The following is a 12,205-nucleotide window of genomic DNA, read 5'->3' on the forward strand; positions in this document are numbered from 1 at the left end:
AGGTTTCGCCGATCAGCGGAAGTACTCGCCTGCGTTGACGAACAGGGTCTGACCGGTGAGCATCCGGGCCCGGTCGGAGGCGAAGAACACCACCGAGTTGGCCACGTCATCGTCGGCGGGCACCTCGCCGAGCGGCATGTTCTTGGTGATCTCGCCGATGATGGTCTCCTCGGGAACCTTGCGCTCTGCGGCCGCGAGACCGACATACAGCTCGACCGGCGGGCCCCACATCCAGGTGGGGACGACGGTGTTCACCCGGATCTTGTACGGACCGAGCTCCTTTGCCAGCGACCACATCGCCGCGTGGAGCGCACCCTTCGACGTGGCGTACGCGGACTGCGGGAGCTGCGGATGGAACATCGCCTGCGAACCGATCAACACCACCGAGCCGCCCCGCTTCTTCAGCTCCGGCAGCGCGGCCTGGGTCAGGGTGAGTGTGCCGATCACGTTGGCGTCGAGCATCGACTTCCATGCGTCCAGGTCGGCGCCCTCCAGCCCGCCGAAGACGTCCTCCTTCGCGGCCACGTTCACCAGGGCATCCACTCCCCCGAAGCGATCGGCGGCCGTGCGGATCAGCTCACCGCAGGCCTCCTTCTCGAGGATGTCGGTGACCGCGTACGCGACCCGCTCCCCGGTGGGGTCGACCTCCTCGGCGACCGCCTTGAGGTTCGCCTCGGTCCGCGCGCCGAGCACGACGTTCGCGCCGTCGCGGTACGCGGCCAGCGCGATCTCCCGCCCGAGGCCGTTGCCGACCCCCGAGACCACGACCGTCTTGCCCTCCAACAGCTCCGCCATGTCAGCTTCCTCCGGTGTGATACAAGTCATTACGTAACTTCGAGTTACGATTTTTGCAACGTAACACCGCGTTACGCTATTGACAATGACTTCTGGCGAAGAGACAGCGGAGAAGGACGGCGAGCGCAGGCGCGGGCGGCCGCGGAATCCGGCGATCGACGATGCCGCGCTGGCCGCCGCCAGGGAGCTGCTGGCCGAGACGGGGTGGGACCAGACCACGATGGTGGCGATCGCCGAGCGCGCGGGGGTGGGCAAGCCGGCCCTCTACCGCCGCTGGCCGTCCAAGACGCACCTGGTGTTCGAGGCGATCTTCGGCTGGGTGGACGACGCGACGCCGGTCGCCGACGCCGCCGACCCGGCGGCGTGGATCCGCCGGTCCTGCGCCTACACCCTCGAGCTCTTCGGCCGACCGGAGGTGAAGGCCGCGCTGCCCGGCCTGCTGGCGGCGTTCCGCGATCGCGAGGACCTGTTGACGGCGCTGTGGACCGACTTCGGCGGGCCAGGCGTCGGCATGCTGGCCGACACCCTGCGCAGGGGCGGCGCGGACGACCGGGGCGCGGGAGAACCCGACGCCGCGGCACTGGACGCCCAGGCCACCATGCTGTTCATCGTCGGCGGCAGCATGGTGATGCGACTGCTGATGGCCGACGAGGAGGCCGACGCGCTCGCCCGCCGGATGCCGGACATCCTCCTCGGCGGTGTGGCCGGTCCCCCACCTGCTCGGTAGGCGCGGCCCCGAGATCGATCAGCGAAGCCTGGCGACCTCGGATCGGGCGAACGCGGTGGCGGGGGTCTCGCGCCCGCCGTCCTCCGCGATCTGCTCGGCGAGCTCGCCCGCCGCGGTCAGCACGTGGCCGGCGCGCTGTCGCGCGGCGCGATCACCCGTGGCCTTGAGGAATGCCTTGCGTTCGCGGCCGGTGCCGCTCACCGCGGCCAGCTCGGGTCCGGTGAGGACCCCGCGATCGACCTCGGGGGTGAGGATCGCGCGAACCCAGGCGCGCTCGGGCTCGGCGGCCCTGCGCAGGCCCATCACCAGCAGGGTGAACATCACGATCGGCACCAGGATCCAGACCCCGATCACGCCGACGATCGTGCCGTGCGAGAGCGCGGCCGCACAGTCCCAGACGCCGTGCAGCGCCATGGCGCCCACCATGAGCGCCAAGCCACGGCCGATGCGCCGGGGCTCGTCCGGCCTGCCGATCAACCACACCAGGCCCATGCAGAAGATCGCGCTGAACACGGTGTGTGAGGCGATGCCGGTGGCGGCGCGCATGACGATCGTCTGCACGACGGCTGGCCCCTGCTCCGCGCCGAACGCCCCGGCCGCGGCGGAGACGGCGTAGAGCAGGTCCTCGAAGACCTGGAAGCCGAGTCCGATGAAGGCGCCGATGATCGCCCCGTCGAAGGCGGTCCGCACGACCCGCGGCGCGAGCAGCAGGATCAGCACGAATCCTGCGGCCTTCCCGATCTCCTCGGTGAACGGCGCGGTCAGCGCGGCGCTCCAGTCCAGCGCGAAGGCCTGACCGTAGAGCTTGGTGTAGATCGACCGGATCGGGTCGTTCGCGGCGATCGCCAGGCCGAAGGTCGCGCCTATGCCGCCCCACAGGAAGGCCAGGACGCGCACCTTGACGGGCACGCTCCTGAACCGGTCGACATGGCTGATGATCAGCCAGAACGGCACCGTGTAGAGGGCGAACACGATCACCCCGGCAACCAGCGCGGTGGTCAGCACGGGCGCTCCGGGGGCCAGGTTCTCCAGCAGCCGGACCACCCCCGCCGCCATGATCAGCCAGTACACCCAGAACGCGAGGTTGCGCGGCTGGTAGATCCGGTACGGACGGCCGTACCCGGACCGCGCGATCGCGGTCAGTTGGAGCTGCTTGTCCACATCACCGGTGGCGTCACCTGTAAGTGCGGTCATTCGCCGGCCTCCTGGCGCTCGAACCGGATGCTGCCGAGCGTCGCCTCGACGTCGGCATTGTCGGCGATGACGTCGCCAGGCAGTCCCGCCGCGGTGATCGTGACGGCGGTCCCGTCGTCGACGAAGGCCGCGAGGAACCCCTCCCGATTGGGCTCGGTGAACTTCTCGATCACCCCGCGTGTGCCCATGGTCGAGTAGATCTCGTGCCGCTCCCCGGTGAGCCGCATACCCGCCGCGCGATTCATGCCCTCGCTGCGTTCGGCGGCCTCGTCGAGCAGCGCGTCGACAGACCCACTGAAGTCGGTGGCGTGCATCGACAGGATCATCGTCCCGCTACCGAACACCGCGTCGGTGCCCTTGATACCACTCGTGGTGGCATCGGTCTCGCGCAGTCCGGATACGAGATTCCACCCGTCCGGCGGGTCGACGGTCACCCCGGCCTTGAGCACCAGCACCTCACCCGCCGCAACCGGGTCGTCATAATCGATCGACCGGTCGATCGCCGGGACGACGGTGGCGTACAGGAACGCCAGCACGAGAATTCCCAGAGCAGGCAACAGGGTTCGGCGATCGAGGCCGAGGATCCGGCGGTCGACCGGCACCCAGTCGTCCCGTTCCTCTCGCGGCACCGGGTCGCGGTGGTGGCGGGTCGCTGCGTCGGTCATGGGATGAAGGTAGTGGTTCGCGGCGCGAACTACCTCACCGCGCCCGCCGTGGCAAGCACCCAGGCGTACTCGAACGCGACCTCTTTCCACTTCTCGTAGCGGCCGCTGACCCCACCGTGACCGGCGCTCATCTCGGTCTTGAGCAGCAGCGGCGCGTCACCCGTCTTGGTCGCCCGCAGCGCGGCCACCCACTTGGCCGGCTCGACGTACAGCACCCGGGTGTCGTTGATGCTGGTGATCGCGAGGATCGCCGGGTAGTCCTTGGCCGCGACGTTCTCGTAAGGGCTGTACGACCTCATGTACTCGTAGACGTCCTTGTCCGCCAACGGGTTTCCCCACTCGTCCCATTCGATCACCGTCAGCGGCAGCGAGGGGTCGAGGATCGAGGTGAGCGGGTCAACGAACGGCACGTTCGCCAGGATGCCCGCGAACAGCTCCGGCGCCAGGTTCGCGACCGCGCCCATCAGCAGTCCGCCGGCGCTGCCGCCGTCCGCGACCAGCTGCGCGGGCGTGGTGCGACCGGCGTCGATGAGATGCCGCGCACAGTCGACGAAGTCGGTGAAGGTGTTCTTCTTCGTCAGCATCTTGCCGTTGTCGTACCAGTGCCTGCCCATCTCGCCGCCGCCGCGGACGTGCGCGACCACGAAGACAACGCCGCGGTCGAGCAGCGAGAGCCGGGCCACCGAGAAGCCCGGGTCCATGCTGGACTCGTAGGACCCGTAGCCGTAGAGCAGCATCGACGCGGGCCCGGTCACTCCCTTGCGCTGCACGATCGAGATCGGGATCTTGGTCCCGTCCGCCGCGGTGGCCCAATCCCGATGCTGCTCATAGTCGTCGGGGTCGTAGCCGCCGAGCACCGGCTGCGACTTGCGCAGCATCAGCTCGCCGGTCGCCACGTCGTAGTCGTAGACCCGGCTGGGCGTGATGAACGAGGTGAAGCCCATCCGCAGCAGCGGGCCCGTCCACTCCGGGTTGGACCCGGCGCCCACCGAGTACAGCTCCTCGTCGAACTCGAGCTCGCGCATCTCGCCGTAGCCGTCGGCGGTCAACGGCCACACCGCGAGCCGGGTCAGCGCCTCGCGCCGGTAGCTCAGCACCAGGTGACCGGCGAACGCCTCGGCGTCCTCGAGCCGGACATCCTGGCGCGGCGCGAGCAGCGTCCGCTGGTCGGTCGGGTCGGCCACCGGGGCGTCGACCAGGGTGAAGTTCTCCGCCTTCACGCCGTCGACGTCGCCGTTGTGCAGGATCAGGAACCGGTCCTCGCCCGCGACGACCGCGTGCTCGACGCTGTACTCGACGCCGTCGACGCGGGGCAGCACCACCCGGAACTCGCCCTCGGGGTCGTCCGATTCGAGGCAGCGGATCTCCGAGGTGATCTTGGAGCCGATCCAGATCATCAGGTACTTCTCGCTGCGGGTGGACCCGAAGCCGACCCAGAACCGCTCGTCCGGCTCGTGGAAGACCTGCGCGTCCTCGGACTGCGCGGTGCCCAGCTTGTGCCGCCAGACGGTGTCGGGCCGCCAGGCCTCGTCCACCGTCATGTAGAAGACGTGCTCGTTGTCCACCGACCAGGTGGCACCGGGTGCGGTGCCGGGGATCTCGTCGGCGAGCAGCTCGCCGGTGCGCAGGTCCTTGAAGCGCAGGGTGTACCGCTCGTCGCCTGCGGTGTCCACGGAGTACGCCAGCAGATGGCCGTCGAGGGTGATCGAGAACGCACCAAGGGAGAAGAAGTCGTGCCCCTCGGCGAGCAGGTTGCTGTCGAGCAGCACCTGCTCGTCCTCGATCTCCGTGTCGGTGGAGAGCACCGGCGGGGTCCAGTCGTCCGGGCCGGAGATCGGGCACCGGCACTGCACGCCGTACTGCTTGCCCTCGAAGCTGCGGGAGTAGTACCACCACTGACCCATCCGGGAGGGCACCGACAGGTCGGTCTCCTGGGTGCGGGCCTTGATCTCCTGGAAGATCGTTTCCCGCAACGGCGCGAGGTGCTCGGTCTGCTGCTCCGTGTAGGCGTTCTCCGCCTCGAGGTACGCGCGCACCTCGGGGTCGTCCTTCTCGCGCAGCCACTCGTAGTTGTCGACGAAGGTGTCGCCGTGGTGGGTGCGCTGGAGGGGGACCTTCTTGGCGACCGGGGCTGCGATGGGGCTGCTGACCGGGGTGACGGACGAAGTCATGCCGCCAGCCTAGGCGGTGCGTGCCGCGGCGTGACGGGCTACACCGGGGTCTGGACCCAGTCGTCGAAGGACAGCCCGGAGATACGCTCGTAGGCCTCGATGTAGCGGGACCGGGTGGCGTCGACGATCTCCTGGGGCAGCGGCGGCGGGGGCGTGTCACTCGCCCGGTCCCAGCCGGACTCCTGGCCGGTGAGCCAGTTGCGGACGAACTGCTTGTCGAAGCTCGGCTGCACCCGGCCCGGCTCGTAGCCCTCGGCGGGCCAGTAGCGGGACGAGTCCGGGGTGAGCACCTCGTCGGCGAGGACCAGGTTGCCATCGGCGTCGAGGCCGAACTCGAACTTGGTGTCAGCCAGGATGATGCCCCGGTCCGCCGCGAAGCTGGCCGCCCGGAAGTAGATGTCGAGGGTGTCCTCGCGCAGCTTGATCGCCAGCTCCTGGCCGAGCTGATCGATCACGGTCGCGAAGTCGACGTTCTCGTCGTGCTCGCCGAGCACCGCCTTGGTGGCCGGGGTGAAGATCGGCTCGGGCAGCTTGCTCGCCTCGACGAGACCCTCGGGCAGCTCCACGCCGCAGACGGCGCCGGTGCGCTGGTAGTCGGCGAGCCCGGACCCGGTGAGGTAACCACGGGCCACGCACTCGACCGGCACCATGTTCAGCTTGCGCACCACGAGTGCTCGGCCGAGCACCTCGGCCGGGATCCGCTCGTCGTCGGGTGCACCGGCCAGGTGGTTGATGCCGCCGAGCTGCTCGAAGAAGAACACGCTCATCGCGGTGAGCACACGCCCCTTGTCGGGGATCGGGGTGCTCAGCACGTGGTCGTAGGCGGAGATCCGGTCGCTCGCGACCAGCAGCAGGTGCTCGTCGTCGATCGTGTAGAGGTCGCGGACCTTGCCGCCGGCCAGGTGGGCGTAGTCGCTGAGTGAGGGGCGCACACCGGCACCCTATCCGGTCACTCCCCCACCGATTCGCGGGCGATCGCCCTGCGCGGGCATTGGTCTATCCTGCAACCGTTGTCGCGGTGTTCGGGAAGTCCGGTGCAAAGCCGGCGCGGTACTCGCCACTGTGAGCAGGTACGTCGGCTACTCGGGGTCCGCCCCAGCCACTGGATGCGCAAGCGTCCGGGAAGGCGTAGCCGGCGGCCATCCCTGCCGAGCCAGGAGACCGGCCGTGACGCATACCTGCATGTTTTCCACGAGTCATGGAAGGCGGGTCGCTTTGCGCACCCCTGTTTCACACCGAGTCATCGCGTCTGCCGCGGCATCGCTCGCTGCCGCGCTCACCCTGTCCGCGTGCGGCGGATCGTCGAACTCCGAAGCCGCGACCATCTCCCTCGAGAACTGCGGCCGCACCGTCACCATGAGCGGGCCTGCCGAACGGGGCGTCACCCTCAACCAGGGCGCCACCGAGACCGCGCTGTCGATCGGCGCCCAAGGCCAGATGGCGGGCACGGCCTACCTCGACGACACGATCGCCCCCCAGTGGCAGGCGGCGTACGCCGAGGTCCCGGCTCTCGACGAGAAGGACTTCCCGAGCCGCGAGGCCCTGCTCGAGACGAAGCCCGACCTGGTGACGGCGTCGTACTCGAGCGCGTTCGACGACAAGGCCGTCGGCTCGCACGAGTCGTTCGACGAGCTCGACGTCGCCACCTATGTCTCCCCGTTCGGCTGCAAGGACAGGTCGAAGCGGCCCGCGGTCGCCTGGGATTCGATCGCGACCGAGATCACCGACTACGGGATCATGTTCGGCCGCGAAAACGAGGCCGACGCGGTGGTCGCGCAGATGCGCGAGACGCTGACCGGCATCGAGGCGGCGGCGCCCGCGAAGGGCAAGAGCATCTTCTGGTACGACAGCAAGACCACGACGCCGTACGTGGGTGCCAATGCCGGCGGGCCGCAGCTGATCATCGACGCGGTCGGCGGCACCAACATCTTCGCCGGCCTGGACGGATCCTGGGCCGACGGCAGCTGGGAGACGGTGCTCGCCGCGAACCCGGACGTCATCGTGCTCGCCGACGCCTCATGGGACACGGCCGAGGAGAAGAAGAACTACCTGCGCGGCGACCCCGCGCTGCGGGATCTGAAGGCCGTGCGCGAGGACGCGTTCGTCGTCCTCCCGTTCTCGACGACCACGCCGGGTCCGCGCACGATCGAGGGCGCGACGCTGGTCGCCGGGCAGCTGGGCGGCGACGGGGCGTGACCGCGTCCACCCGGGCCCCCGCCCGGGCAGCCACCACGACCGGCACCGCATGGTCGGTGATCCTGGTCGCGCTGCTCGCGGTGAGCTGCGCGGCCGGGGTCGCGATCGGCGCGGCCGACCTGTCGATCGGCACGGTCGTCGAGTCGATCGCGGGACGGCTCGGCATCGGCCGCGGCACCGACCTGTTGACCACGCACATCGTCGTCGACCTGCGGTTGCCGCGGGTGCTGGCGGCCGCGGCGATCGGCGCGGGGCTCGCCCTGTGCGGCGCGGTGCTCCAGTCACTGACCGGCAACCAGTTGGCCGACCCCTACCTGCTCGGCATGTCGGGGGGCGCGTCGTTGGGCGCGGTCCTGGCGCTCACCACCGGCGCGAGTGCGGTGGGCGCACTCGGATTCGGTGCCGTCTCGACGGCCGCGTTCCTCGGTGCCCTGGGGAGTCTGTTGCTGGTGTTCCTCATCGCGACGTCCCGGTCCGGGGTGCTGCTGCCCGGCCGGCTCGTCCTCGCCGGGATAGCGGTGGGGCAGCTGGCGGCGGCGCTGACGTCGGCGCTGGTTCTGTTCGGCGACCGGGACGCCGCCCACCGGGTGCTGAGCTGGACCCTCGGCTCGGTGGCAGGCGTGCGCTGGTCCGGTCTGGTCGGCATCCTGGTCGTCGTCGCGGTGACGATGACGATCGTCCTCGCCTACAGCCGGGTGCTGGACTCGTTCGCCTTCGGTGAGCGTGCGGCCGCGAGCCTGGGCACCAACGTCGAGCGCTCCCGCTGGGTGCTGTACGCGGTGGCGTCGCTGTGCACGGCGGCGCTGGTCGCGCAGGCAGGCATCATCGGGTTCGTCGGGCTCGTGGTGCCGCACGCAGCCCGCATGCTCGTCGGGCCACTGCACGCACGCCTGCTCCCGGTGGTGGCGCTGATGGGCGCGCTGCTGCTGGTGTGGGCCGACATCGCCGCCCGCACCGTCATGCCCGGGCGAGAACTGCCCATCAGCATCGTCACCGCCATCGTCGGGGTGCCTGCATTCGTGTGGCTGCTCCGACGCCAGGGAGCTCGCGCATGAGCCACCACACCCCGAAGATCCGGGTCGAGGACGTCACCTGGTCGGCCGGGGGCAGCCGGATCCTCGACCGGGTGGCGTGCACTGCCCCGGCCGGACAGGTCACCGGGCTGATCGGGCCGAACGGCTCGGGCAAGACGTCATTGCTGTCGGCCATCGCTCGGCTCGAGCGTCCCGAGAGCGGACGGGTGCTGCTCGGTGACGAACCGGCGGCCGGGATGAACCGGCGCGAGTTCGCGCGGACCGTCGCACTGGTGGAACAGCATTCGGCCACCGAACTGGACCTGACGGTGGAACAGATCGTCGAACTCGGCACCATCCCGCAGCGCGGCGGCTGGGCCCGCCCCGCCGCACGCGGCACTGGCGAACTCGTCACCGAATGCCTCGCGACGGCCGGGATCACCGATCTGCGACACCGGTTGTGGCAGAGCCTGTCCGGCGGCGAGAAGCAGAAGACCCAGCTGGCCCGGGCGTTCGCGCAGCGACCCTGCGTGCTGCTGCTGGACGAGCCGACCAACCACCTCGACGTCTCGGCTTCGCTCGAACTCCTGGAACTGATCCGGGCCAGGGGGCTGACCACGGTGGCCGCGATGCACGACCTGAACCTGGCCGCGATGTACTGCGATCACCTGGTGGTGCTGCGCGATGGCCGGGTGGTCGCCGAGGGCCCGACGGAGTCGGTGCTCACCGCCGAGCTGCTCGCGGAGGTGTACGGCCTCGACGCCCTGGTGCAGCCCCATCCACGGACCGGCCACCCGCTGGTGGTGCTGTGTGGCACCACCGCCGACACCACCGAAAGGGTCACGCCGTGAACATGATTCAGCAGTCCCGGTGGGTGATCGTCACCGCGCCCACCGACCGCGGCGCCGATCCCCGCGACCAGGTGAACGGGGCGCTGCGGGTGCTGCGGGACCGGCACCCGGACACCGACTTCGTGACGGCGGTGCTCGGCGGCTCGGGGACATCCGTCACCACGGCGCTCGACGAGGCGGCCGCGGCGGGCGCCACCGAGGTCGTGGTGATCAGTGCCCAGACCGTGCTGGACCGCAAAATCGACGCGTGGTTCCGCCGCGTCATCGGGCACTGGTTGCGCGAGCGCGGACCGGATGTCCCCGACATCCGCCTCGCCGGGCCGCTGAGCGACACCGACACGTACGTCGACCTGCTCGACGCCGCGATCTCGGGCCCCACCTCCGCGGCCCGCACCACCACCGCTCCCCTGACCTCCCCCGCGTGGGACGAGGTGCCGGGCTTCACTCGGCACGTCCTGGTGTGCCGGGGTCCGCGCTGCTCGGCCCGCGGCGGCCCGGAGGCCGCGCAGGCACTGGACCGCGCGCTCGAGACCCGCGGCCTCGGCGACGAGGATGTCCTCGTCACCCAGACCGGCTGCCTGTTCCCGTGCTCGCAGGCCCCCGTCGTGGCGGTGTATCCCGACAACTCCTGGTACGCGGAACTGCGCGCCGACCGGGTCGAACGGTTCGTCGACGAGCACCTGGTCGAGGGCAGGCCCATCACCGAGTGGAGCGGCGCGCGGCGGTCGTCTGACACCCTGGAGGCATGACCACCGCCGCGCCCCGCGTCACCGTCACCTACTGCACGCAGTGCAACTGGCTGCTCCGGGCCGGCTGGATGGCGCAGGAACTGCTGAACACGTTCGGCACCGACCTCGGCGAGGTGGCCCTGATCCCGGGCACCGGCGGCGTATTCCGGATCGCGATCGGCGACGAACTGCTGTGGGACCGCAAGCGCGACGGCGGTTTTCCCGACATCGTCACGCTCAAGCAGCGCGTGCGCGACGTGGTGGCGCCGGAGCGGGACCTGGGTCACGCGGACCGAGCTCGCGGCGACTGATCGCTCAGTCCCCCCGCGGGCCGTAGGTGTCGACCACCAGGACCGGCCCGTCGCCGAGAGCGCCGTCCGCGTCCATCGCCAGCGCGCCCGCGAGTGCCTTTGCGGTGTAGACGGGATCGAGGGTCAGCCCGTGGTCCGCGCCGATCCGCTCCGCGGCCGACCCCTCGGGCGTGGCGAACCCGTATCCGGGCCCCAGCCAGTCGCGGGTCACGGTGATCGCTCCCGGCTCGAACTCGACCGGGCCGAGCGCGGCCCCGCGCCGGGTGAGCAGCCGCGCGGTCTTGCGCGCCAGCCCGACGAGGTCCCGCTCGGCCAGCGGCAGGGTGTCGTTGACGACCACCCCGACCACCCGGGTGCGCAGGCCTGCCAGGCGCAGTCCCAGCAGCAGCCCAGCGGCTGTGCCGCCCGAGCCCACCGGGGTCACCACGTGCGTCGGCTCCGGCATCGCGCCTGCCTCGACCTGCGCGCCCAGCTCCAGCGCGGCCTCGACATAGCCGAGGGTCCCGAGCGGCGAGGATCCGCCCGCGGGCAGGAAGTAGGGCAGGCGGCCGCCGCGCGCGTGCCGCAGCAACAGCCACGGCGCCGCCGCGATCGTGCGGGCCTTCGTCCGGGTGAAATGCAGTGCGGCACCGGAGTGCCGCAGCCGTTCGAGCTGCGCGTGCACGTGCTCGTCCATCGGCTGATCGATCAGGGCCAGGGCCGTGTCGATGCCGAACTCGTGGGCGTACAGGGCCGTCGCCAGCCCCCAGTTGGTGCCCTGGCCGCCGACGCTGAAGATCTGCCGGGAACCGCGGGCGAGGACGTCCGGGATGATCCACTCCAGCTTGCGCACCTTGTTGCCGCCCCAGCCGCCTGCCCCGTACACGCCCTCGTCCTTGCACCACAGCCGGTTCGCCGGGCCGAGCCCCTCGAGGTGGGTGATCGGGGTCGGGCCGGAGCCGAGCCTGCGGTACGGGAGGGTCGCCTCGAGTTCCGGGAAGAGCCGGTACAGCGCGGGGCCGGTCGTCTGGTCCATGTGATCGCCTAGACCGAATCGAGCCGGCGGCGGAGCGCACCGGCCAGGTAGTCGAGATCCGGCCTGCGCGCGGCGACGGGGCGACCGCGGAGACCGAACCCGTCGCCGGAGGTGCGCGGGATGACATGCAGGTGCACGTGGAAGACCTCCTGGCCCGCGACGGCGCCGTCCGCGAGGAAGAGGTTTACCCCATCGGCGCCCGGGCCGTCGGCGGGCAGGCCCGCCGCGTCGGTGCCGTTGTCCCGCAACGCCGCCGCCAATCGCTGACCGACGGCGAAGATCCGGCCGCCGTCCTGCGGGTCGAGCTGCGCGAGCCCCGACGCGTGCCGCTTCGGGACCACCAGCAGGTGGCCGGGGGTGAACGGGCGGATGTCCATGAACGCCACGGTGTGCTCGTCCTCGTACACGAGGCTCGCCTCCGCCTCGCGCGCGATGATGGCACAGAAAATGCAGTGGCTCATGGGGATTGATGATAGGCCCCACGGGCCATCCCGGCTGACGGGCAATCCCCTTCTCGCGCCGGCGCGGCGGTCCTAGGG

13 protein-coding genes and 1 riboswitch are annotated in these 12,205 nt (G+C 70.5%); of the genes, 6 read left to right on the forward strand and 7 right to left on the reverse strand.

Annotation, left to right across the window (positions count from 1 at the left end):
- Window positions 1-12 precede the first annotated feature (12 nt).
- A complete protein-coding gene (locus ABIC28_RS18730) occupies window positions 13-795 on the reverse strand; it encodes an SDR family oxidoreductase (RefSeq protein ID WP_077043901.1) in 783 nt (260 codons plus the stop codon).
- An 85-nt stretch (window positions 796-880) separates the two neighbouring features.
- Between ABIC28_RS18730 and ABIC28_RS18735 the strand changes: the two genes are divergently transcribed.
- Window positions 881-1,522: a TetR/AcrR family transcriptional regulator gene (locus ABIC28_RS18735; protein WP_097211932.1), complete on the forward strand. Its 642-nt coding sequence runs from the start codon at window positions 881-883 to the stop codon at window positions 1,520-1,522.
- A gap of 18 nt (window positions 1,523-1,540) precedes the next feature.
- On the opposite strand, the gene ABIC28_RS18740 is transcribed toward ABIC28_RS18735, so the two are convergent.
- The 4 genes from ABIC28_RS18740 to ABIC28_RS18755 are packed head-to-tail and all read right to left on the reverse strand — an operon-like array spanning window position 1,541 to window position 6,484.
- Window positions 1,541-2,716 carry a PrsW family intramembrane metalloprotease gene (locus ABIC28_RS18740; RefSeq protein WP_097211931.1) on the reverse strand — a complete coding sequence of 392 codons (1,176 nt, stop codon included), beginning with the start codon at window positions 2,714-2,716 and terminating at the stop codon, window positions 1,541-1,543.
- A complete protein-coding gene (locus ABIC28_RS18745) occupies window positions 2,713-3,381 on the reverse strand; it encodes a hypothetical protein (protein WP_097211930.1) in 669 nt (222 codons plus the stop codon). Before ABIC28_RS18745 ends, ABIC28_RS18740 begins: the two co-directional genes overlap by 4 nt.
- 29 nt (window positions 3,382-3,410) lie before the next feature.
- Window positions 3,411-5,552, reverse strand: coding sequence for a S9 family peptidase (locus ABIC28_RS18750; RefSeq protein WP_354580249.1), 2,142 nt, complete (start codon window positions 5,550-5,552; stop codon window positions 3,411-3,413).
- Between the two features lie 38 nt (window positions 5,553-5,590).
- The gene (locus ABIC28_RS18755) at window positions 5,591-6,484 is read right to left on the reverse strand and encodes a phosphoribosylaminoimidazolesuccinocarboxamide synthase (protein ID WP_097211928.1); all 894 of its coding nucleotides are present in this window, start codon (window positions 6,482-6,484) and stop codon (window positions 5,591-5,593) included.
- A 67-nt stretch (window positions 6,485-6,551) separates the two neighbouring features.
- A riboswitch (cobalamin riboswitch) is annotated at window positions 6,552-6,736 on the forward strand.
- 31 nt (window positions 6,737-6,767) lie between these two features.
- Here ABIC28_RS18755 and ABIC28_RS18760 point away from each other — a divergent pair.
- The 5 genes from ABIC28_RS18760 to ABIC28_RS18780 are packed head-to-tail and all read left to right on the forward strand — an operon-like array spanning window position 6,768 to window position 10,651.
- Window positions 6,768-7,748 (forward strand): ABC transporter substrate-binding protein, encoded by a 981-nt coding sequence (locus ABIC28_RS18760; RefSeq protein WP_354580252.1) that lies wholly within the window; start codon window positions 6,768-6,770, stop codon window positions 7,746-7,748.
- On the forward strand, window positions 7,745-8,803 hold the full coding sequence (locus ABIC28_RS18765) for a FecCD family ABC transporter permease (protein ID WP_097211926.1): 1,059 nt from the start codon (window positions 7,745-7,747) through the stop codon (window positions 8,801-8,803). Before ABIC28_RS18760 ends, ABIC28_RS18765 begins: the two co-directional genes overlap by 4 nt.
- A complete protein-coding gene (locus tag ABIC28_RS18770; RefSeq protein ID WP_354580254.1) occupies window positions 8,800-9,612 on the forward strand; it encodes an ABC transporter ATP-binding protein in 813 nt (270 codons plus the stop codon). The genes ABIC28_RS18765 and ABIC28_RS18770 overlap by 4 nt, the downstream gene beginning before the upstream one ends.
- Window positions 9,613-9,614: 2 nt before the next feature.
- The gene (locus ABIC28_RS18775; RefSeq protein WP_245221753.1) at window positions 9,615-10,361 is read left to right on the forward strand and encodes a (2Fe-2S) ferredoxin domain-containing protein; all 747 of its coding nucleotides are present in this window, start codon (window positions 9,615-9,617) and stop codon (window positions 10,359-10,361) included.
- Window positions 10,358-10,651, forward strand: coding sequence for an Rdx family protein (locus tag ABIC28_RS18780; protein WP_097211923.1), 294 nt, complete (start codon window positions 10,358-10,360; stop codon window positions 10,649-10,651). Before ABIC28_RS18775 ends, ABIC28_RS18780 begins: the two co-directional genes overlap by 4 nt.
- A gap of 4 nt (window positions 10,652-10,655) precedes the next feature.
- Here the strand turns inward: ABIC28_RS18780 and ABIC28_RS18785 are convergent, their stop codons facing one another.
- On the reverse strand, window positions 10,656-11,666 hold the full coding sequence (locus tag ABIC28_RS18785) for a 1-aminocyclopropane-1-carboxylate deaminase/D-cysteine desulfhydrase (RefSeq protein ID WP_097211922.1): 1,011 nt from the start codon (window positions 11,664-11,666) through the stop codon (window positions 10,656-10,658).
- 8 nt (window positions 11,667-11,674) lie between these two features.
- Window positions 11,675-12,127, reverse strand: coding sequence for an HIT family protein (locus tag ABIC28_RS18790; protein WP_097211921.1), 453 nt, complete (start codon window positions 12,125-12,127; stop codon window positions 11,675-11,677).
- Between the last annotated feature and the right edge of the window lie 78 nt (window positions 12,128-12,205).

Origin of the sequence: Rhodococcus sp. PvR044, assembly GCF_040548995.1 — a bacterium.
Classification (GTDB): Bacteria; Actinomycetota; Actinomycetes; order Mycobacteriales; family Mycobacteriaceae; genus Rhodococcus_G; species Rhodococcus_G oryzae.

Coding starts and splice junctions, on each gene's coding strand:
- ABIC28_RS18785 (WP_097211922.1), bottom strand. CDS start 11,666: ATGGACCAGACGACCGGCCCCGCGCTGTACCGGCTCTTCCCGGAACTC.
- ABIC28_RS18775 (WP_245221753.1), top strand. CDS start 9,615: ATGATTCAGCAGTCCCGGTGGGTGATCGTCACCGCGCCCACCGACCGC.
- ABIC28_RS18735 (WP_097211932.1), top strand. CDS start 881: ATGACTTCTGGCGAAGAGACAGCGGAGAAGGACGGCGAGCGCAGGCGC.
- ABIC28_RS18770 (WP_354580254.1), top strand. CDS start 8,800: ATGAGCCACCACACCCCGAAGATCCGGGTCGAGGACGTCACCTGGTCG.
- ABIC28_RS18790 (WP_097211921.1), bottom strand. CDS start 12,127: ATGAGCCACTGCATTTTCTGTGCCATCATCGCGCGCGAGGCGGAGGCG.
- ABIC28_RS18750 (WP_354580249.1), bottom strand. CDS start 5,552: ATGACTTCGTCCGTCACCCCGGTCAGCAGCCCCATCGCAGCCCCGGTC.
- ABIC28_RS18780 (WP_097211923.1), top strand. CDS start 10,358: ATGACCACCGCCGCGCCCCGCGTCACCGTCACCTACTGCACGCAGTGC.
- ABIC28_RS18730 (WP_077043901.1), bottom strand. CDS start 795: ATGGCGGAGCTGTTGGAGGGCAAGACGGTCGTGGTCTCGGGGGTCGGC.
- ABIC28_RS18740 (WP_097211931.1), bottom strand. CDS start 2,716: ATGACCGCACTTACAGGTGACGCCACCGGTGATGTGGACAAGCAGCTC.
- ABIC28_RS18745 (WP_097211930.1), bottom strand. CDS start 3,381: ATGACCGACGCAGCGACCCGCCACCACCGCGACCCGGTGCCGCGAGAG.